Genomic DNA, 19,608 nt, shown 5'->3' with positions numbered 1-19,608 from the left:
CGGGCTCACTCAGCGTCGGCCAGGCGCCGACGAGCAGCCCAGCTCAGTGCCCGCCAGAGCACGATAGCGAACAGCACGATGCTAGCGGCTGCCAGGAAAGCCAAAAGAACTGGATGCGAAGAAAGGTGGAACCACAGCAGCAGCCACCAAGGCAGATCGCCCACATAGTACTGGTCGCCAACGAAATGGCTGCTGACTCCGCTGTTGCGAATCAACGCGATAGCACCGGCAAAAGCCTCCTGCTTGCCGGAATCAGTCAAGGCATCGCGTAACAGCGCGTAGTCCTGCGGAGCCGAGGCGAGCAGTGCAACCAGGCTGCGTTGCGTGTGAAAAGGCGACTGCAGGCCAACCACTGCTGCCAGTGGACCGTTGGCGGTCATGCCGAGGTTGCCGTTGGCCGGCTCGATGGTCGGCCCGCCCCCGCCGTTCTGTAACCAGCTACGTGGCGATTCCAGCAAAATCGGTAATGTCGCGCCGTCTGCCAGCTGTTGCGGCAGCGGGCCGATTAACAACAGATCGGCATCGACCTGCTCGGCCATCTTCCAGTCATCCGTGATACGAACGCCATAGGCCGGATAACCGGTTTGCGAGCCAATCAGGGCAAGCGTATCCAACAGGGTTCCGACTTGCTCCTGGTTGGGCTGCGAGGGGACCAGTACCAGCGTCTCGGACAGGTCAGCCATCCGGCTGAAAGGGAAGCCGCTACGAGAGAAGGCCTTCAGGTCGGGCATGGCCATGTAGTGGTAGTAGCCCGAGAGGTCGATGGAAGACTGCTCGTCGATGGCGGCCTGGATATTGGTCGGCAGGTAGGTCTGGCAGCGGTCTCGCTGGGCATTGCCCAGCTTGCTGGCGAAATTGAACTCGAATCGCACCTTGTTGCGGATACCCATCTTGAGCGCGGGCACCAGCAACTTCTCGCTTTCGGTTGTCGAGTCGGATGAAAGGACGGACAGTCGAACGTTTTCCACACCGCTGCGGCTATCGCTGCCTTGCAAGGCGATGCTGGTGATGTACTGATCGTTGACGCTGATATTGAGGCGTGATTCGTCCGTGGTCGTTGGCGGGGTGTAGCGATAACGGGTCTGTAACGGAATGCCCTGGTTGCGCCAGACAAACAGATCCGGCGGCAGATTGACGTCCAGTGTGATCGGGTATGGTTGTAGCCCGCTTACTTGTAACTGCTGGGGATAGTCGATCAGCTCTGAAAGCTGTACTGCACGATCGGTACGTATCCAGTTGGGCGCGTCGTACGGCACGCGAGCAGGCGGCTCCATTCGCTCCATCCGGACCCGGTTGCCACGCAACTGACCGTTGTCCATTGCCAGCGCCGATGCCACTACGATGAGGTCGTTATCGTCGCGACCGAAGATGAGCAGCAACTTGCTGTAGCGATCTTCTGGATGCTCGATCAGTTCTACCGTGGGGCCGTCTACCTCGGGGTGTTCGGCGAGGAACGACGGGCGGCGGGAGTTGGTGGCGAAGACCACGGTTGGCTGCGGGCGGGCTGTTGTGGACGGCAGTGCATCGAACAGCACGGGGAAGCTGGCGCCTCGCCAGGCCGCCAAACCGCCAAAGTAGGAAGCCAGAATGCCAGCTGCACGCTGCTCGTTGGGTGTCGGGGCGCCACTGAATACGACCGGGAGGTTGAGAGGCTGACTGTCGCGTTCATCGAAGAATGGTTGCGGAAACCAAGCCAGATCGCCGGCGATGTCCAGCGCCTGCTCATGAAGACTGACCCGGCTCTGCCTGCCGAGATTGAGCCACAAGCCACTGTGCGCCGGGTCCTCGCAGATATCGCTGTAATGGCCAACGAATTCGACGCGTACCCGGTTGAAGTCTCCGAGCAGATGCGGGTCGAGCGCCAGGTCTTTGCTGACCCGCTGGCCTATTTGCTCCTTAGTGATGGGCAGCGTTCCCATCAGTTCGTCGTTCAGGTAGATCCGCAGGTGCGAGAGCACTGGAAGCAGGGCCGGTGAAGGTGTGTAGTCCAGGTGCAAAGTGGCGTCGGTGGCGATCCGGTCGTGGCGCAGGCGAAATTCGATCTGCTCGGCGTTGCGGATACCCAATAGCAACTGATCCCGAGGACGGCCCAAGTCACTGAAGCTACGACTGGAATCCCAGCTGGGTGGCGCGATATCAACGTCAACGCTCGGCTCCGTGGAAGCAACAGCAGTGAGTGCCCACAGTAAGGTGGTAAGCAGCGTCCAGGAGTGCGTTTGGGTGTTCATGGCAGATTTACCAGAGGTTTAGAGGCTGGGGTACGGGGGCAGAAGCTGAGTAGCCAGGCGGCTAGTCGAAAAATGGGGCGAAGCGGTTTGCTCAAGCCTTGCGGGAGCTGTTCGAGCAAGCGGTAATAGCCGCGACCTCCCATACGCAGAACCTCGATGAGGCTGTGTAGTGGGCGGTCCGTCTCGAAGCCATCATGGCGATCCAGCCAGACGTCGGCACGAGCGAACGTGCACTGAACCAGATCGATTTGCTGGGCCAGATCGAGGGTGTCGAGCCGGATTCCCAGACGTTCTCCAACTTGGCGAGAGGCGCGCCCGGGGAAAATGAATTCACGGTCGCCGCGCCGCAGGATCAGGGAAATCGGCTGATCCATGCCGATTTGCAGGCCAGACGGGATCTGCAGACCGGCACCGCCTTCGGCGAAGTCCAACAATGTGCAGGGGAACAGGTGTCCGTTGCTGAGCTTCAGCGATGCGGGCTGGCGAGCCATAACGCGATGCGCCCGGCGTATCTGCCTCACCTCCGACGCAACCGCCACGGCAGCGCCGATGATGAGCAGGTTGTAAATGACCCAGGCGGAGCTGACCAGGACGGTACCGATCTCGGTGACTGGGCCTGTGAACAGTCGCCAGACGGCAAATCCCAACCCCGCGACGTTGAGTATGGCCAGGACCAGGTAAGGCCGGGCGATACGCCAGTCGAACTGATCGTGATCCATCAGCCCGCCCTTTGCCGTGACGTTGAACTTTCCTTTCCCGGGATTGAACAGCGCCACCGTCGTGGGACGGGCGATGTACCAGGCCAGTACCGTCTCGTAGACCTCGCCCCAGAACGAATGCCGGTGCTCGCCCTGCATGCGTGCGTTGGTCAGGCTGGCGTGAATCATGTGCGGCAACACATACAAGACGATCATCAACGCCGGCGCATAGATGATGTACGCGTGCAGGAGCAGGAATGCGAGCGGTGCGGTCAGGTAGATCAGGCGAGGCAGGCCGGCAAGGAAATGCAGCATGGCGTTGGCGTAGCACAAGCGCTGAAAGATGCTGAGGCCGCGACCCAGAAGAGGATTGTCGGTACGGAATATCTGAGCCATGCCGCGTGCCCAGCGTATCCGCTGGCCGATATGCGCCGACAGGCTTTCTGTCGCCAAGCCGGCCGCCTGAGGCGTAGGCAGATACGCTGAATTCCAGCCCGAGCGATGCAGGCGCAGCGCGGTATGCGCGTCCTCGGTGACGGTTTCAACGGCGAAGCCGCCAATGCTCTCTACGGCTGTGCGGCGCAAAATCGCACAGGAGCCACAGAAGAATGCAGCGTTCCACATGTCGTTGCCGTTCTGGACCAAGCCGTAAAACAGCTCGCCCTCATTGGGCTTGCGACGGAACGAGCCGAGGTTGCGCTCGAAGGGATCTGGCGAGAAAAAGTGATGTGGGGTTTGCACCAGCGCCAACTTCCAATCGCGAAGAAACCAGCCCGTGGTGACCTGAAGAAAGGAGCGCACCGGGATGTGGTCGCAGTCGAAAATGGCGATCAGCTCGCTGTGGGTCACGGTCATGGCGTGGTTGAGGTTGCCGGCTTTTGCGTGGTTGTTGTCCGGGCGAGTGATGTAGCCCACCCCAACCTCTTCGGCAAAGCGTCGGAAACTGTCCCGCCGTCCATCATCGCAGATGTATATGTTCAGCTTTTCATGCGGCCAGTCCAGCCCCAACGCGGCTAGCACAGTGGTGCGCACTACCGAGAGGTCTTCGTTGTAGGTCGGTATGAAAAGATCGACCGACGGCCACTCAGCAGTGTTTTTCGGTAAGGGTGCAGGCTGACGATCGAGCGGCCAGCAGGTTTGGACGTAGCCGAGGATCAGCACGATCCATGAGTAGGTCTCGGCGGCAAGCAGGACAATGCCGCAGGCCAGATCGAAGTGCGAATCCCACCGGAGCGTCGCCGTGTAACGCCACCACAAGTAGCGGCAGGAAATGATCGCCGAGAGAACGATGAGCATCAGTACCGCGAAGCGGCCCGGCACCCGCCTGACCAGCAGGGCGACCCCCCAGAGCAGCAGAACGAAGGTGATCTGTGCGGCATAGCCGAAGGGCTCGGTGATGCAAAGAATGCTGAGCAGCGTGGCGAGCACCGCGATGGCCGCGTTAAATGCGTATCTGGCTGGTTTCGATAGTTTGGAGTGCCAGCGTTCGGCACGGTTGGCGCGCGCCTCGACGTTGCGCAGACCCTTCAGCCCCGGCAGAAGGTCGCTGCTCGCGCGCATCGGCACGGCCAGCTTGGCCGCGACGCTACGCAGCCGGTGGCCTGCTGATCGGGCCGGATTCCATAGGCGACGCGTGCCTGGTTCCTGCAAGGGGCGCGCGAGGATCAACCAGACGCTCTGAATCAGAACCCGTAATGGGTCGCCCGCGCTAGGGCGTTTGTCGGCCACGTGCGGATAGAGTCTGCGACGCTCAGCCAATACCCACTGCCAGCCGGGGGCTTCGAGGCGCAATAGCAGCCAGGCCAGTGTATAGGCGACCAACCAGCTGAGCGCGCCGTACAGACTCGCGCCACGCCGGTATCGGATGGCTTGGTAGTAACGCAGTGGGCTGAGCATGTTCAGCACTCTGCGCGCTGAGCAAGGCACCAGATCGCCAGGCTTCGCAGGTCGCTGGCCGCCTGGCTTTGAGGTGCGTAGTGGCCAATTGTCATCTTGTGTGCGAGAGCCTCTGGTGCTGCCTCGTCTTCATGCACCAGCTGCGGCGGTCGTGACATTCCAGGACGCCTGCGCCAGATCATTAACAGATCCCGCTGTAGCTGGCTCGCCGGATTGACGCGGTTGACCAGCAGCAGATCGGCGATCGGCTGCGTTCTTTGCTGAAGCAGCACATGGCAAGCCGGATCCGTTGTCGCGAGATCGATCAGCAGGTCGGCCCGGTCATCTTCGGATACACCCACCCGGTGGCCGGGCAACCTCTGCGGCAGGTCGAACAGAATCCAGTCGTAGTCGCGCGAAACCAGGCCGCAGCGTTGTGACCAGCAACTCGAGTCGGCGCAGAGCTGCAACTCAATCTGTGCGACCTCCGAATCGTTCAGGCGCCCGTATGGCAGCAGATGCAACCCTGGCAGCATCTCCAGGGCAGCATCGTTCCACTCGCTGCCGTCCAGCTGCGCACGCGCCCAGCCAGCTTCATACGTGGTGTCGACATTGAAATGCAGGCGCAGCATGTTGTCCGGACTGAGATCGACCAACAGCACGCGCTCGCCCTGTTCATGGAGGGCCAGAGCCAGATCGGCCAGCAATGTCGTGGCGCCGAGGCCTCCACGGATTGCCCGCATCACGAGACGCTTCATACGGGCTGTCTACCGACGGTTGGCGCCGTTACCGGCTCGAGTGACACGCTGTCGAAGGCGGTTTCCAGATCGGCAATGATCGAAAGTTCCGTGAGCAGTGGCCATCGCTGAATGGCCCTATCCAATTCCAACGATGCGGAAATGTCCTGGTAGCCGAGATCTGGCAGTCCCAGATGACGCTCTAGGCGGGCAATGTCGTCGTGTTGAACACGCTGAGCTAGGCTGACCATATGCTTGCTACTCGAACCGATTTGGGTAAGGGAGCCAGACGGTCTGGCCGCCCAGCCGTACGTAAGGTTGTCCAGCCTGTTCGATCACTTGGGCACCGGCGGTTTCGGAGACCGGCTCGGTCTGCGGCAGGTTGGCGATCAGCGTGTTGACGTCCACCGCGCTGCTGCTTCCCTGCGCGGCGTAGAGCCTGGAAATCAGCTCGGAAAGCGCTAGGAAGCTCGAGGGTTGCTGGACGTGGAGCGGTAGGCCTGGGGTGGGCGGCGTCATCCCGATCAGTTTCAACCCGACGGGGACCTGAGTAATCGAGGGTCGTGGTATTTCGCGCATGCCAGCAATTTGCATGCGGTCGCCATGCAGCGCAGCGCCGTGTTCCGGCACCAGCAATAAGGCTACAGGTCGGCCGCTACGCTCCAGCTCATCGATGAAGCGACTAAGGTCGTCCAGAAGTCGCTGCGCTCTGGGGCGATATTCTGCTGACTGGGCATTTCCGTCTGATCCGACGATGCGGTTTCCATCGTGCAGGCTGATGCTGTTGTAGAAGAGGCTGACGTGGGCGTCCGGCAGCTCCTGCCGACGCTTCCACCAGCCGCTGAGTACGTCCAGATCCCCTGCGATCGGGGAGCCGTCGAAGCCTGCAAGGGCGCGAGCGAACTTCTGGCTGGGCAGAACCGGTTGTGGCATACCCTGGGCCTGGATCTCCTCGGCAAATCCATCGAAGCGGCCGTTGTGGTTCATCAGAGTTTCGGAGCGAAATCCCAGATTGGCCAGGTTTTGAAACAGCAGACATTGCTCCGGCGCAGGTTCGTACAGCGCTTGATGACGAGGTTGACCGCAGCTGGCACGCAACAGCCGGATTGCCGCGGGCCCGCTATAAGACGTCGCGGAATTGAATCGATCGAAAATTACATCCATGCGTTGAAGCAATGCGTTCTCGCGCAGGCCGACCGCATCGAGATCGTCCCATGCCAATGAGCAGACGTTAATGATCAGTACGTCGAACGCCGCCGTTTGCTCGCTGGGTTGGGGGAACTGCGTCTGGCGGGTCGCTTCGGTCTTGAAAAAGGTTTCAAGCCAATTGTCCAGTGCAACGTTGTCGTTGCTTGCCGCTGCCGTCGACGCTGCCGGCTGTCCCTGGGCGGGCGTCGTGGCTGGCGAGGCAGCCATGCTTGTTGCGGGAGCCAGAAAGGGAATGCTGCCCAGATTCAGCCAGAGGAGTCCGCCCAGGCAGAACGTCGACAGGCGAATCCAGTTGGAAAGGTAGCTATAGCCGATGACCAACAACGCGCAGAGACCCACGAGTGTCCAGTCAATGAAGCGCCCGACGAGTTCGAGCAGGTATGCCGGCGTGAAGTCCAGTACGCCAGGTTGCGCCAGCAACCGCTCGAACGGAGGGAGCCAAGTGTCATGGTAGAGCAGCGCTACACCGATCGGGATCGCGATGAGCTGGCGTGCGATGCGCCAAGCGCGGCCAGGGAGCGGCACGACAAGGAATGCAGCGAATATCAGATTCGGCAACGGCTGGAAATTCAGCATGCCAAGACCCAGCAACAGAAACTTGAGCAGGAAATAAAGGTTCCAGGTGCCCAGGCCAGGCCAGGTCACAGCGGCTGGCACGGGTACGCTCAAGCGCTCGTGTGCGGTCATTGTTTTTCTTCCTCGCCGATCGATCCGGCAGGGCGGCGTCGCAGTGCAGCCGTCTTCAAATAGCGAGGCGGAAGCAGCCGATCGAATGAGCGAACGATTTTGTAGTGGCTTGTTGCTATCAGCCAGCCGATGCAGGCGCCAATTACGGTGAACAGGCCTGCCACCTCAAGGAGTTGTTCGAGGGTCATGGCCGTGCTTCTAGAGAAAGACGCATAGGGCGTGGATGAAAAGGCTGTTTCGGTTCACCCGCGCTGGCAGCGACTGGCGTACTGCTGGGCATCGGCGAGGCGTCACTCTGGAAACTGGGTCTTGATAGGGGGTCGAGATCGGTCAGCTGCTCCAGTCCCACGAAAAGCTCCTGCCACCTGACCCCGAAAATATTACTCAGGGCGGCTTCGAGCGATTCCGGACGGCAAGCGAAAAGAAACAAATGGAGGGCTTTGTCGGCAATACAGGCGATATCGCCGCTGCGCCGCAGACGCGTCTGGCTCAGGACCTGCTGCAGGCTTAAACCCGACACGGGCTGCAGGCGAATCAGCTGATGGATGATCTCGCCCGTTGCGCTGCTCGGCCACATTTCCCGAACGGCTTCGGCGAATCCCAGCGGACTTTGCTGGCCACATAGGGGAAGTGGTTTCAATTCGTCAAGGTTGACGCCTATGTCTTTCAGCTGCCTTTGCCAGAGATGACCCTGGACACTTTCGACCAATGTCAGAAAACGGGGAAGGGAAGTACCAAAAGGCACGACCAGCGAGGCACCGCTGGTCAGTAGCAACTGTTCGTCGCGGTAGCGAAGACAGGGCGCTATTTCCCGAACGATCAGCTTGAGCTGGTTGCCACACGAGCGGCGCAGCTGATTAAGCTGATGCGCCAGATCTTCGACTTGCTCGTTTTTCGTAATGGCGAACAAGACACTGGCCGCTCTGGCTGCAAGCGCATGCTGAAACAGCTCGTTTCTGTTTTCGAACAAGCGCCATTGCACTGAGAGATTTTGCGCGCCGTCCAGCACACTGCGCTCGGCGTGAATCCGCCCTTGGTCCGGGTACTCGATGGTGGGCTCGATATCGCTTGAAGCCGCCACTCGGAAGCCGTCGGGTCGGTACTGAAGATGAAGTTCGCGAGCGCTCGTAATGCCCTGACCGCCGTTCCAGAAGTGCAGAAACAGGCGAGGGCCAAGGGGCGTGCGATTCAGCGATGCATAGCCGGCAAGCGAATAGGTGAGCTGACTAAGGCGCTCGCTCAAGCCATCACACACACCGTCGCTGATGACGAGCAACGTCGCCTGGCGTTCGATAAGCCAGCGACTCACTTTTTCGAGCCAGGTGGCAATTGTTCGCTCGCCGAACCGGTCCCACACGGTGGTTGGAGGCGTCAACAATATGCAGCGACCCCGCATGTCGCCCGCGCGGTCCAGTTCCGAGCCTAGACGCTTGAGAAAGGCGGTGAAATGGCTTGATGCGAGTGTCAGACACAATAACTCGCTCGGCCCTGAATCTGCGGGTAGTTTGGCGAGAAGGCTCTTCTGTCTGGCGTCGTCCGACACTAGGACAGCCTGGTGGTGTGGACCGAACGCCTCGATGACTTGCTGTGACAAGAGCGCTGCATCGCTTGCTTGCTCTACGATGACCCACTGCACACGGCCAACGCTTAGCGTCAGGGCTCCGCGGTCGATATCCAGCCCCAGCGAGGCTGGGCCGTGTTCGGGATAGCTAGCAGTAGTGGACAAGGTGTCACCTGTGGTGAGTGCTTTCGACGATCTGAAGTCGCCGTAGCCAGATTTCGGCTGAGTTGAGATGGGCTTTAATCCGCTAACTGCAGCTCGTCGGAATCTGGCGTGATAGCTATTGCGATATCATTATGATATCAGCAGGCAGGGCGCCCAGATACCCGCTCTGATAAGTGGTAACCACGCTCAGCGAACCGGCAGGTTGCCCGTCCGGATGACTCAGAAGAGAACATGATGAAAACCGAAACAGCCAGCGATGCTTCTGCGCTGAAAACCAAGCCCGGCCTGGGTCGCTTGGCCAAGGCCGCTAGCTACTCTCTCGCCGGTCTCAACGCCGCTTGGCAGCATGAGGCCGCTTTTCGCCAACTGACGTGCATGGCCTTTTTGCTGATTCCCCTTGCTTTTTTACTGACAGGTTCGCCCGTTGAACGGGCGCTCCTGATTCTCCCCATCCTTATGTCGCTTGCGCTCGAATTGGTGAACTCCGCCATTGAGGCGGTGGTGGATCGCGTATCGCTGGAGATTCACCCGTTATCCAAGCGAGCAAAGGATCTGGGCAGTGCTGCCCAGCTTGTCGGGCTTTGCTCCATCGTCATCATCTGGCTCGCCATCCTCCTCTGAGAGGTGCAAGCCGCATGGCTAACGCATATCTGCTCGGCCACGAAAAATCTGCTAACAATGGCTTCGGTTGCGCTGTCATCTGTGTGCGCATAATGCGTTGACGATTTTTCCGGGAGCTCCCATGAGTAGCACTGCATCCGCCAGCGAAGGCGAAAAGATCCTCATAGTCGATGACGACGCGCGCTTGCGGCGCTTGCTCGAGCGCTTTCTCGACGAGCAGGGCTATCGCGTGCGTACTGTGGAAAGCGCCGAGCAGATGGACCGCGTACTCAGTCGCGAGTTGTTCCATCTGGTCGTGCTGGATTTGATGATGCCTGGCGAGGATGGCTTGTCCGCCTGCGCGCGTCTGCGCGGCGGCGGCAATCAGATCCCGATCATCATGCTCACCGCCAAGGGCGACGAGACCAGCCGGATCCAGGGACTGGAGCAGGGCGCCGACGACTACCTGGCCAAGCCCTTCAACCCACGCGAGCTGCTGGCGCGGATCCGCGCGGTGCTGCGCCGGCAGGCGCCGCAGGTGCCAGGTGCCCCGGGCAGCGAAGATGAGACGGTGACCTTTGGTGATTACGAGCTGTTCCTCGGTACTCGTGAGTTGAAGAAAGGTGATCAGATACACATGCTCACCACGGGTGAGTTCGCTGTTCTCAAGGCCCTGGTTCAACACGCCCGCGAGCCGCTGACCCGCGACAAATTGATGAATCTGGCCCGCGGCCGCGAGTGGGACGCACTGGAACGCTCCATCGACGTGCAGATTTCCCGCCTGCGCCGGCTGATCGAGCCGGATCCGTCCAAGCCGCGTTATATCCAGACGGTCTGGGGTGTGGGTTATGTGTTCGTGCCCGATGGCAACAAATGAGCACAAGCTGCACGGCTCGAGCTGCAATTACAGAGCGCTACGGTACGGCACTATCTCTTCTTTTCTTGCCGTCTGTAGCTTGAGACGTTCAGCTCAATGAAGACCCCACTCTGGTTTCCGCAAAGCTTCTTCGCCCGCACCCTGTGGATGGTGCTGATCGTCGTGCTGTTCTCCAAGGTACTGATGCTGGTGTACCTGATGATGAACGAGGACGTTATGGTCGATCGGCAGTACAGCCACGGCGCGGCGCTGACCCTGCGCGCGTACTGGGCTGCCGACGACGAGAACCGTGAGCGTATCGCCGAGGCCGCTGGCTTGCACCGGGTCAGCGACGACGAGGTGCCACCCAGCGAATATCACTGGCCCTACACGGAAATCTTTCAGCGACAGATGCAGACCGAACTCGGTGAGGAAACCGAGGTTCGGGTGCGTATTCAGCCGCAGACGGCCATCTGGGTGCGTGCGCCCAGCCTGGGGCCGGACTGGCTACAAGTGCCGCTCTATGCATACCCGTTGCGCGGTCAGCGGATCTGGAGCGTGCTTGGCTGGTTCCTCGGGATCGGGCTGTTGTCCACCGCAGCCGCGTGGATCTTCGTCAGCCAGCTCAACCTACCGCTCAAGCGGTTGGTCTACGCGGCTCGGCAGATCGGCAAGGGTCGCAGCGTGCGGCTACCCATCGGCGACACGCCGAGCGAGATGACCGAGGTGTATCGCGCATTCAACCAGATGGCCGAAGATGTCGAGCAAGCGGGCCGCGAGCGCGAGCTGATGCTCGCCGGCGTCTCCCATGATCTGCGTACGCCGCTGACCCGTCTGCGCTTGTCGCTGGAGCTGATGACCAGCGATTCCGAGCTCACCGAAGACATGGTGCGTGACATCGAAGACATGAATGCGATCCTCGATCAGTTTCTCGCCTTCGTCCGTGACGGCAGCGACGAGTCGGTGGAAAGCGTCGACCTGGGTGAGTTGGTCCGCGAAGTCGTGGCGCCTTATAACCAGTACGGCGAAAGCGTGCGTTTGTGCGTCGAGCCGATGCCACCGCTGGCGCTGCGCCGGGTATCGATCAAACGCCTACTGGTCAACCTCATCGAGAACGCCTTGCGCTACGGTGGGCATGGCGTCGAAGTCGCCGCCCACGTCTCCGGAGACAGCAGCGCCCCCTATGTGGTGCTCAGTGTGCTCGACCGGGGAGCTGGTATCGATCAGGACGAGCTGGGGGAAATCTTCAACCCGTTCATCCGTGGTGATCGCGCGCGCGGTGGTCAGGGTGCCGGACTGGGATTGGCCATCGTCAAACGCATCGCCTCGCAGCACGGCGGTGTGATCGAGCTGCGCAATCGTGAAGGTGGCGGGCTTGAGGCCCGGGTTAGCTTGCCGCTGGGCCTGCTGCTGCCGCGCGATGCGATAAAGGCTTGAAACCGCTGGGAGATTGACGCTGACTAGCCCTTACCTTTGGTTCGGGTCAGATGCGGGCCGGCGTTTTTCTCCAGGTACTGGATGATCAGACCGGCCACGTCCTTGCCGGTGGTCTCCTCGATGCCGGCGAGGCCGGGTGATGAGTTGACCTCCATCACCAGCGGGCCGTGATTGGAGCGCAGGATATCGACGCCGGCCACGCTCAGGCCCATGACTTTGGCAGCGCGGATGGCAGTCATGCGTTCTTCCGGGGTGATCTTGATCAGGCTAGCGGTGCCGCCGCGATGCAGGTTGGAGCGAAACTCGCCGGGCTTGGCCTGACGCTTCATCGCCGCGATCACCTTGTCGCCGACGACGAAACAGCGGATATCCGCGCCGCCGGCTTCCTTGATGTACTCCTGGACCATGATGTCCTGCTTCAGGCCCATGAAGGCCTCGATTACCGATTCGGCGGCCGTGGCGGTTTCGCACATCACCACGCCGATGCCCTGGGTACCTTCGAGCACCTTGATGACCAAGGGCGCGCCGTTGACCATCCGGATCAGGTCGGCGATGTCGTCGGGCGAGTGCGCGAAGCCGGTCACCGGCAGGCCGATGCCCCGGCGCGCCAGCAATTGCAGCGAGCGCAGCTTGTCACGCGAGCGAGCGATGGCCACCGATTCGTTGAGCGGGAATACGCCCTGCATCTCGAACTGGCGTAGCACGGCGCAGCCATAGAAGGTGACCGAGGCGCCGATCCGTGGGATCACTGCGTCGAAGCCTTCCAGCGGACGGCCGCGGTAGTGGATCTGTGGCTTGTGGCTGGCGATATTCATGTAGGCGCGCAGGGTGTCGATCACGACGACCTCGTGGCCACGTTGCTGGCCGGCCTCTACCAGGCGGCGGGTCGAATACAAACGTGGATTGCGCGACAGCACGGCGATTTTCATTGGGCACCGGGAGAGGTAAGGGTCTGGGGTTTTTCCTGCACGTAGGTGCGCGCAGGGTCGACCAGCCATTTGCCGTCCATCAGGGCTTTTGATCCCAACAGCAGGCGATAGCGCATGGTCTTGCGACAGGTAAGGGTGAATTCCACGGGCCACAGGTGAGAGCCCAGCGCCAATAGCGTGCGCACCACATAGCGGGTCTGCGCATGGCCATTGGAGCTCTTGATCGTCTTGCGCGCGACGACAGGCGCTTCACAGCGATGGCGTCGCTGCACCAGCGTGCCCAGATGCGCGGTAAAGCGAACCCAGCGCTTGCCGCCGCGTTCGAATTCGGTGATATCGGTTGCATGCAGCGCGGAGGTGCTGGCACCTGTATCGATTTTTGCGCGCAACCCGACCACGCCAAGCTCGGGCAGGGCGATCCATTCGCGCAAACCGATGATTGTCTGGGGGTCGGGATTGTTCAAAAGGCGTATCCAGTAGATTTCCGCGCATTCTAGACGGGGTGCATGACAACCGCATCTACCTGTACGACTCTATGACAACACGACGGCTGACTGAGTTGAGCAATGAGCGAAAAAGACGACGGCAAGGTCCGGTTGGACAAGTGGCTATGGGCCGCGCGCTTCTTCAAGACACGCGCACTGGCCAAGGCTGCCATCGAGGGCGGCAAGGTCCATTGCCGCGGCGAGCGCTGCAAACCGAGCAAAGAACCCAAGGTCGGTGAGGAGCTGATGATTCGCGCTGGTTTCGATGAACGTACCGTGGTTGTACGGGCCCTGTCAGCGGTGCGCCGAGGCGCGCCGGAAGCGCAGTTGCTTTATGAAGAAACCGCCGAAAGCCAAGCGCGTCGCGAAAACGCTGCGGCGATGCGCAAGGCCGGCAGCCTGGGCGTAGAAACCGATGGCAAACCGAGCAAGAAACAACGACGCGCCTTGCAGCGCTTTCGCTCTGATGCGGGATGAACGCTGACGGTTGGACCGTTGCCACTTTCCCCCTAGAATGCGGTCCCCTTTTCAGGTGCCGTGCACGCGGGCCGGGTCGATGCGACCCGGCTCTCCAATGGCTCCGGCCTTCAACCTGCCCTGGTCTGTCCAATGCTTGATTTCGACTTCACTCAGCGTTTCCTCTTCGATGACACCGACGTCCGTGGCGAGTGGGTCGGGCTCGAGCGCAGCTATGCCGAGGTGCTGGCCAAGCACGCCTATCCGGAGCCTGTGGCGCAGCTGCTCGGTGAGCTGCTCGCCGCCGCGGCGTTGCTGGTGGGTACGCTGAAATTCGACGGGTTGATGGTGCTGCAGGCGCGTTCGGCCGGTGCGGTGCCGCTGTTGATGGTCGAGTGCTCGAGCGATCGCGAAGTGCGTGGCATTGCGCGGTACCACGAAGAGCAACTGACACCTGGCGCCACGCTATCCGAGCTGATGCCGGAAGGCGTGCTGGCGATGACCATCGACCCGGCCAATGGGCAGCGTTATCAGGGCATCGTCGCGTTGGACGGGGTCGATCTGGCGGACAGCCTGTCGAACTATTTCGCCTCGTCCGAGCAGTTGCCGACGCGCTTCTGGCTGGCCGCCGACGGCCGTCGCGCCTGTGGCATGTTGCTGCAGCAGCTACCGGCCGATCGCATCCGTGACGGCGAAGCGCGTGAAGCCAGTTGGCAGCATTTGCGCACGCTGGCCGACACCCTGTCGGCCGAGGAACTGCTCGGCCTGGACACCCAGACCGTGCTGCATCGTCTTTATCATGAGGAGCAGGTGCGGCTGTTCGAACCGCGTTCGATCGTCTTCCGCTGCAGCTGCTCGCGCGAGCGTTCGGCCAACGCGGTGGTGAGCCTCGGCCAGCACGACGCCGAGCAGTTACTCAACGAGCAGGGTGGCGCGATTACCATCGACTGTCAGTTCTGCAATCACAGCTATCGCTTCGATGCAGCCGATGTCGCTCAGCTGTTTGCCGGTGCCGGCATCGAGGGGCCTTCCGGCACTCGGCATTAAAAATGGCGGGGGGCGTAGAACCTTTTCGCCATTACGCCCTCATACCCAGCGCCGCGCCTTTTCTGTCATAATCGCGCGCACTTTTTTCGATGTAGTCCATCGTCAGTTGGGCTACAACAGCATGGAGGAATCGGCCCAGGGCCGACGGGGAACTCATGACGCAAGCCAATAACGCCGTGTACATCGATATCAGCATCGCTCAACTGGTCGAAGAGGCCATCAAACGCGGTGAAGGTGAATTGGCCGCCAACGGCGCGCTCGTCGTGAGAACCGGCCATCGGACCGGTCGTTCGCCAGCTGATCGCTATATCGTCGAGGAGCCCAGCACGCAGGCTTCGATCGCCTGGGGGCCGATCAACCGTCCGTTCCCGGCCGACAAGTTCGATGCCCTGTGGGATCGCGTCGAGACCTTCAACAAGGCCCAGGACCATTTTGTATCTCACGTTCATGTAGGCTCTTCCGAGGGGCACTACCTGCCGGTCAAGATGTCCACGGCGACGGCCTGGCAGAACCTCTTCGGTCGCCAGCTGTTCATCAATCCCACGCAGTACAACCCGGCCGGCAAGGACGAGTGGCAAGTGCTCAACGTCGCCAACTTCGAGTGCGTGCCCGAACGCGACGGCACCAACTCCGACGGTTGCGTGATCATCAACTTTGCCGCCAAGAAGGTCCTCATCGCCGGTATGCGTTACGCCGGTGAAATGAAGAAAGCGATGTTCTCGGTGCAGAACTACCTGCTACCGGAGGCCGACGTGCTGCCGATGCACTGCGCCGCCAACATCGGCGACGACGGCGACGTCACCCTGTTCTTCGGCCTGTCCGGTACCGGCAAAACCACCCTGTCGGCCGACGAGTCGCGTTACCTGATCGGCGACGATGAGCACGGCTGGGGTACGGGCGTCGTGTTCAACATCGAAGGCGGCTGCTACGCCAAATGCATCGATCTGTCCGAGAAGAACGAGCCGGTGATCTGGAAAGCCATCCAGTTCGGCGCGGTTCTCGAGAACGTTGTATTGAACGACGAACGCATCGCCGACTATGCCGATGACAGCCTGACGCAGAACAGCCGTGCCGCCTATCCGCTGGAGCACGTCGAGAAGCGCTCCGAGAAGAACCTGGGCGGTGAGCCGAACGCGGTGATCTTCCTGACTTGCGACCTGACCGGTGTGCTGCCTCCGGTGTCCGTACTCAATGAAGAGCAGGCGGCTTACCACTTCCTCTCCGGCTACACCGCGCTGGTCGGTTCCACCGAGATGGGTTCGGGCAGCGGCATCAAGTCGACCTTTTCCACCTGCTTCGGCGCGCCGTTCTTCCCGCGCCCAGCCGGTGTCTACGCCGAGCTGCTGATCAAACGCATTCAGGCGTTCGGCTCCAAGGTCTATCTGGTCAATACCGGCTGGACCGGCGGCGGCTATGGTGTCGGCAAGCGCTTCAACATCCCGACGACCCGTGCGGTAATCTCGGCGATTCAGAGCGGCGCGCTGGTGGGTGCAGAGACCGAGCATCTGCCGATCATCAACCTGGACGTACCGAAGGCCGTCGAGGGCGTGGATACCCAGCTGCTCAACCCACGCAATACCTGGGCAGACCAGAACGCGTACGACGAAGCGGCGAAGGAACTGGCGAACAAATTCATCGAGAATTTCAAGAAGTTCGATGTGTCCGAGGCCATCAAGGTTGCCGGCCCACAGCTTTAAGCCAGCACTGCATCAGACAAGCCGCCTTCGGGCGGCTTTTTCTTGCCTCAACGGCACCTGCGCAACGGATCGAAGCAGGTGATGAGTACCATCAGTAAAGACGCATGGATTCGATCAATCCGTTGGGCATAGCATGGCGGCCACATTTCTCAGCCAGTGGAGCCGTTCATGCACATCGAAGAAGCCATCCGCACCCGTCGCGCCGTCAAAGCCTACGACACCAACTTTCAGCTCAGCCGCGAAGAAAAGGACGAGCTGCTGCAACTGGCGCTGCTGGCGCCGTCGGCGTTCAATCTGCAGCACGTACGCTTCGTCGAGGTCAGTGATCCGGCGTTGCGTGCGCAGATCCGCGAGGTGGGCTGGAATCAGGCGCAGATGACCGATGCGTCGATGCTGGTGGTGGTCTGCGCGCAGCTCGACAGCTGGGAAAAGAATGTCCGCCGCGTCTGGGAGGGTGCGCCGCCCGAGGTGCAGGACTACATGGCTGGCGCCATCGACACCTACTACCGTGGCAAGCCGCAGGTTCAGCGCGACGAAACCATGCGCAGTTGCGGCCTGATGGCTCAGACCCTGATGCTTGCCGCCCGTGGCAAGGGCCTGGACTCCTGCCCCATGGACGGCTTCGATTTCGACGCCGTGGCTAAGCTGATCAACCTGCCGGACAACCATGTCATCGCGATGATGGTCGCGGTCGGCAAGCGCGCCGCCGAGCCCAAGCCGCGTGTCGGCAAGCTGCCGTTCGATGAGGTGATCATCCGCGATCGGTTCTGATCGCTCGGCAAGGTAGGTGTCTGCCTGGTGGATCGATGAAGCGTGATCCACCCTACGCCCCCCGCGCCTTGCTACCCTCCGCCCTCAATTAAGGGCGTGACTCACTGTGTAGGGTGGATGTCGCCTCTTACATCCACCGCAATGCCACTGTGATCTGTCTGGTGGAACGGTGAAGCGTGATCCACCCTACGCATCCCGACCCTTGCTACCCTCCGTCCTCCAGTCAAGGGAGTGACCCAGCATGATCGAGCAGACGCTCAAACAGACATTCGGCTACGACGGCTTTCGTCCTGGCCAGGAACAGGCCATTCGTGCCGTGGTGGCGGGCCGCTCGGCGGCAGCCATCTTTCCGACCGGCTCAGGCAAGTCGCTGTGCTATCAACTGCCGGCACTGCTGTTGCCGCATCTCACCCTGGTGGTCTCGCCGTTGCTGGCGCTGATGCAGGACCAACTCGCCTTTCTGCACCGCCACGGCATTGCCGCCGGCAGCATCGATTCGGCCCAAAGCCGTGAGCAGACCAGTGCGACCATGGCACGGGCCAAATCGGGCGAACTGAAGATCCTGATGATTTCGGTGGAGCGGTTGAAGAACGAGCGCTTCCGCAACTTCATCAGCCAGGTGCCGATCTCGCTGCTGGTGGTGGACGAGGCGCACTGCATCTCCGAATGGGGTCATAACTTTCGCCCTGACTACCTCAAGCTTCCCGAGTATCAGCGCCAGTTCAACATTCCACAGACGCTGCTGCTGACTGCCACGGCGACGCCGCCGGTCATCGCCGACATGCAGGCCAAGTTCTCGATTGGCGCGGATGACGTGGTGACCACCGGCTTCTATCGACCCAACCTCAATCTGCTGGTGGAGCCGGTCAGCGGCTTCAACAAGCAACGTCGGCTGGTGGAATGGCTGGCAGACAAGGGCGGCCAACCGACCATCGTCTACGTCACTCAGCAGAAGACCGCCGAGCAGGTCGCCGAGCATCTGGCGCAGCGGGGTTTCCCCGCCAGCGCCTATCACGCCGGCATGAACCACGAAGTGCGCGAGGCGATCCAGCGGCGCTTCATGGCGGGCGAGCTGAACTGCATCGTCGCCACCATCGCTTTCGGCATGGGCATCGACAAGGCGGACATCCGCAACGTGGTGCACTACGACCTGCCGAAATCGATCGAGAACTACAGCCAGGAAATCGGCCGTGCCGGGCGTGATGGTCAGGCATCGGATTGCCTGGTGCTGGCCAATCGCGACAGCCTCAGCGTGCTGCAGAACTTCGTCTACGGCGATACGCCGGAACGCGAGGGCATCCGCTGCGTACTCGACGAGCTGCTGCAGGCGGGCGCAGACGGGCAATGGGAGCTGATGCTCAGCCAGCTGTCGGACCAGAGCAACATCCGCCAGCTGCCGCTGAAAACTCTGCTGGTGCAGTTGGAGCTGCGCGGCATCATCGCGCCACGCTTCGCCTATTTCGCCGAGTACCGCTACAAGTACCTGCTCGAACCTGAGGCGCTGGTGGCGAAGTTCGAAGGGGAGCGGCGTCAGTTCGTCGAGGCGATCGTGCATAGCTCGGCGCGGGCGCGGACCTGGTGCACGCTGGATTTCGATGCGCTCTATCAGCAGCATGGCGCCGACCGCGCGCGGGTGGTCAAGGCACTGGAATATTTCCAGGAAAAAGGCTGGATCGAGCTTGAGAGCAAGCAGATGACCGAGGTCTATGCGTTGCTCGACGGGGGCTTCGATGCCGAGGCATTGAGCGCCGAGCTGCACGCCTATTTCAGGCAGCACGAGGCGAGCGAGATCACCCGCATCGACAACATGCTGGCGCTGTTCGAATCTGCCGAATGTCTCAGTCAGCGGCTAGCCGCCTACTTCGGCGACCACCAGGCGCCGCAGCGTTGCGGGCATTGCTCGGTCTGCGGGGGGCAGGTGGCGCAACTGCCCGATCCGCCGGCGCTGGCGCCGCTCGCTGAGATCGATGTCGAGGGTCGCTGCGCAGATTTCAGTCAGCGTTACCAACAGCTCAAGGGCGGCGCGCCCAGCGTCGAATGCCTGACGCGCTTTCTCTGCGGGATCAGCGTGCCGGTGTTCACCAAACTCAAGGCCCGTCAGATACCTGGGTTCGCCTCGCTGGAGGCTTATCCCTACGGCGAGGTTCGCGCGCGGTTGGCGCCGTGAATC

17 protein-coding genes are annotated in these 19,608 nt (G+C 61.2%); 8 read left to right on the top strand and 9 right to left on the bottom strand.

Features of this window, described 5'->3' with window-relative positions:
- Positions 1 to 5: 5 nt before the first annotated feature.
- The 7 genes from bcsB to UF78_RS21160 are packed head-to-tail and all read right to left on the bottom strand — an operon-like array spanning position 6 to position 9,160.
- A complete protein-coding gene (gene bcsB / locus UF78_RS21190) occupies positions 6 to 2,228 on the bottom strand; it encodes a cellulose biosynthesis cyclic di-GMP-binding regulatory protein BcsB (RefSeq protein ID WP_045164182.1) in 2,223 nt (740 codons plus the stop codon).
- A complete protein-coding gene (gene bcsA / locus UF78_RS21185; RefSeq protein WP_045164181.1) occupies positions 2,225 to 4,822 on the bottom strand; it encodes a UDP-forming cellulose synthase catalytic subunit in 2,598 nt (865 codons plus the stop codon). Before bcsA ends, bcsB begins: the two co-directional genes overlap by 4 nt.
- Positions 4,823 to 4,824: 2 nt before the next feature.
- Positions 4,825 to 5,559 (bottom strand): cellulose biosynthesis protein BcsQ, encoded by a 735-nt coding sequence (bcsQ, locus tag UF78_RS21180; RefSeq protein WP_045164180.1) that lies wholly within the window; start codon positions 5,557 to 5,559, stop codon positions 4,825 to 4,827.
- Entirely contained in the window at positions 5,556 to 5,789 is a 234-nt protein-coding gene (gene bcsR / locus UF78_RS21175) for a cellulose biosynthesis protein BcsR (protein WP_045164179.1), read from the bottom strand. Before bcsR ends, bcsQ begins: the two co-directional genes overlap by 4 nt.
- 7 nt (positions 5,790 to 5,796) lie before the next feature.
- Positions 5,797 to 7,434, bottom strand: coding sequence for a cellulose biosynthesis protein BcsG (bcsG, locus tag UF78_RS21170; RefSeq protein ID WP_045164178.1), 1,638 nt, complete (start codon positions 7,432 to 7,434; stop codon positions 5,797 to 5,799).
- Positions 7,431 to 7,622, bottom strand: coding sequence for a cellulose biosynthesis protein BcsF (gene bcsF / locus UF78_RS21165; protein WP_045164177.1), 192 nt, complete (start codon positions 7,620 to 7,622; stop codon positions 7,431 to 7,433). Before bcsF ends, bcsG begins: the two co-directional genes overlap by 4 nt.
- The gene (locus UF78_RS21160; protein WP_052679349.1) at positions 7,619 to 9,160 is read right to left on the bottom strand and encodes a BcsE family c-di-GMP-binding protein; all 1,542 of its coding nucleotides are present in this window, start codon (positions 9,158 to 9,160) and stop codon (positions 7,619 to 7,621) included. Before UF78_RS21160 ends, bcsF begins: the two co-directional genes overlap by 4 nt.
- Before the next feature lie 234 nt (positions 9,161 to 9,394).
- Between UF78_RS21160 and UF78_RS21155 the strand changes: the two genes are divergently transcribed.
- The 3 genes from UF78_RS21155 (at position 9,395) to UF78_RS21145 (ending at position 12,053) form a co-directional block, all read left to right on the top strand.
- Positions 9,395 to 9,781: a diacylglycerol kinase gene (locus UF78_RS21155; RefSeq protein WP_045164176.1), complete on the top strand. Its 387-nt coding sequence runs from the start codon at positions 9,395 to 9,397 to the stop codon at positions 9,779 to 9,781.
- A gap of 121 nt (positions 9,782 to 9,902) precedes the next feature.
- Complete coding sequence (ompR, locus tag UF78_RS21150; protein ID WP_045164175.1) at positions 9,903 to 10,637, top strand: two-component system response regulator OmpR; 735 nt, start codon at positions 9,903 to 9,905, stop codon at positions 10,635 to 10,637.
- Positions 10,638 to 10,733: 96 nt separating this feature from the next.
- Positions 10,734 to 12,053 (top strand): ATP-binding protein, encoded by a 1,320-nt coding sequence (locus UF78_RS21145; protein WP_045164174.1) that lies wholly within the window; start codon positions 10,734 to 10,736, stop codon positions 12,051 to 12,053.
- Between the two features lie 23 nt (positions 12,054 to 12,076).
- Here UF78_RS21145 and rimK read toward each other — a convergent pair whose 3' ends face one another.
- Both rimK and UF78_RS21135 read right to left on the bottom strand, forming a co-directional pair.
- Positions 12,077 to 12,982 (bottom strand): 30S ribosomal protein S6--L-glutamate ligase, encoded by a 906-nt coding sequence (gene rimK / locus UF78_RS21140; protein WP_025243607.1) that lies wholly within the window; start codon positions 12,980 to 12,982, stop codon positions 12,077 to 12,079.
- On the bottom strand, positions 12,979 to 13,446 hold the full coding sequence (locus UF78_RS21135; protein WP_045164173.1) for an ATP-dependent zinc protease: 468 nt from the start codon (positions 13,444 to 13,446) through the stop codon (positions 12,979 to 12,981). Before UF78_RS21135 ends, rimK begins: the two co-directional genes overlap by 4 nt.
- 102 nt (positions 13,447 to 13,548) lie before the next feature.
- Between UF78_RS21135 and UF78_RS21130 the strand changes: the two genes are divergently transcribed.
- The 5 genes from UF78_RS21130 (at position 13,549) to UF78_RS21110 (ending at position 19,605) form a co-directional block, all read left to right on the top strand.
- Positions 13,549 to 13,944, top strand: a complete 396-nt coding sequence (locus tag UF78_RS21130) for an RNA-binding S4 domain-containing protein (protein ID WP_045164172.1) — start codon at positions 13,549 to 13,551, stop codon at positions 13,942 to 13,944.
- A 132-nt stretch (positions 13,945 to 14,076) separates the two neighbouring features.
- Positions 14,077 to 14,970: an Hsp33 family molecular chaperone HslO gene (gene hslO / locus UF78_RS21125; RefSeq protein ID WP_045164171.1), complete on the top strand. Its 894-nt coding sequence runs from the start codon at positions 14,077 to 14,079 to the stop codon at positions 14,968 to 14,970.
- A 155-nt stretch (positions 14,971 to 15,125) separates the two neighbouring features.
- Positions 15,126 to 16,667, top strand: coding sequence for a phosphoenolpyruvate carboxykinase (locus UF78_RS21120; RefSeq protein WP_045164170.1), 1,542 nt, complete (start codon positions 15,126 to 15,128; stop codon positions 16,665 to 16,667).
- Positions 16,668 to 16,835: 168 nt separating this feature from the next.
- The gene (locus UF78_RS21115) at positions 16,836 to 17,438 is read left to right on the top strand and encodes a nitroreductase family protein (protein ID WP_045164169.1); all 603 of its coding nucleotides are present in this window, start codon (positions 16,836 to 16,838) and stop codon (positions 17,436 to 17,438) included.
- 241 nt (positions 17,439 to 17,679) lie between these two features.
- Positions 17,680 to 19,605 carry a RecQ family ATP-dependent DNA helicase gene (locus UF78_RS21110; protein WP_045164168.1) on the top strand — a complete coding sequence of 642 codons (1,926 nt, stop codon included), beginning with the start codon at positions 17,680 to 17,682 and terminating at the stop codon, positions 19,603 to 19,605.
- Positions 19,606 to 19,608: the final 3 nt, after the last annotated feature.

This window comes from Stutzerimonas stutzeri (assembly GCF_000952685.1).
Lineage (GTDB): Bacteria > Pseudomonadota > Gammaproteobacteria > Pseudomonadales > Pseudomonadaceae > Stutzerimonas > Stutzerimonas stutzeri_E.
This window is presented reverse-complemented; position numbering and strand designations above follow the sequence as displayed.

Excerpts from the sequence above, each read along its gene's own strand:
- bcsB (WP_045164182.1), bottom strand. The coding sequence starts at position 2,228 with ATGAACACCCAAACGCACTCCTGGACGCTGCTTACCACCTTACTGTGG.
- bcsA (WP_045164181.1), bottom strand. The coding sequence starts at position 4,822 with ATGCTCAGCCCACTGCGTTACTACCAAGCCATCCGATACCGGCGTGGC.
- bcsQ (WP_045164180.1), bottom strand. The coding sequence starts at position 5,559 with ATGAAGCGTCTCGTGATGCGGGCAATCCGTGGAGGCCTCGGCGCCACG.
- bcsR (WP_045164179.1), bottom strand. The coding sequence starts at position 5,789 with ATGGTCAGCCTAGCTCAGCGTGTTCAACACGACGACATTGCCCGCCTA.
- bcsG (WP_045164178.1), bottom strand. The coding sequence starts at position 7,434 with ATGACCGCACACGAGCGCTTGAGCGTACCCGTGCCAGCCGCTGTGACC.
- bcsF (WP_045164177.1), bottom strand. The coding sequence starts at position 7,622 with ATGACCCTCGAACAACTCCTTGAGGTGGCAGGCCTGTTCACCGTAATT.
- UF78_RS21155 (WP_045164176.1), top strand. The coding sequence starts at position 9,395 with ATGAAAACCGAAACAGCCAGCGATGCTTCTGCGCTGAAAACCAAGCCC.
- ompR (WP_045164175.1), top strand. The coding sequence starts at position 9,903 with ATGAGTAGCACTGCATCCGCCAGCGAAGGCGAAAAGATCCTCATAGTC.
- UF78_RS21145 (WP_045164174.1), top strand. The coding sequence starts at position 10,734 with ATGAAGACCCCACTCTGGTTTCCGCAAAGCTTCTTCGCCCGCACCCTG.
- rimK (WP_025243607.1), bottom strand. The coding sequence starts at position 12,982 with ATGAAAATCGCCGTGCTGTCGCGCAATCCACGTTTGTATTCGACCCGC.
- UF78_RS21130 (WP_045164172.1), top strand. The coding sequence starts at position 13,549 with ATGAGCGAAAAAGACGACGGCAAGGTCCGGTTGGACAAGTGGCTATGG.
- hslO (WP_045164171.1), top strand. The coding sequence starts at position 14,077 with ATGCTTGATTTCGACTTCACTCAGCGTTTCCTCTTCGATGACACCGAC.
- UF78_RS21120 (WP_045164170.1), top strand. The coding sequence starts at position 15,126 with ATGACGCAAGCCAATAACGCCGTGTACATCGATATCAGCATCGCTCAA.
- UF78_RS21115 (WP_045164169.1), top strand. The coding sequence starts at position 16,836 with ATGCACATCGAAGAAGCCATCCGCACCCGTCGCGCCGTCAAAGCCTAC.
- UF78_RS21110 (WP_045164168.1), top strand. The coding sequence starts at position 17,680 with ATGATCGAGCAGACGCTCAAACAGACATTCGGCTACGACGGCTTTCGT.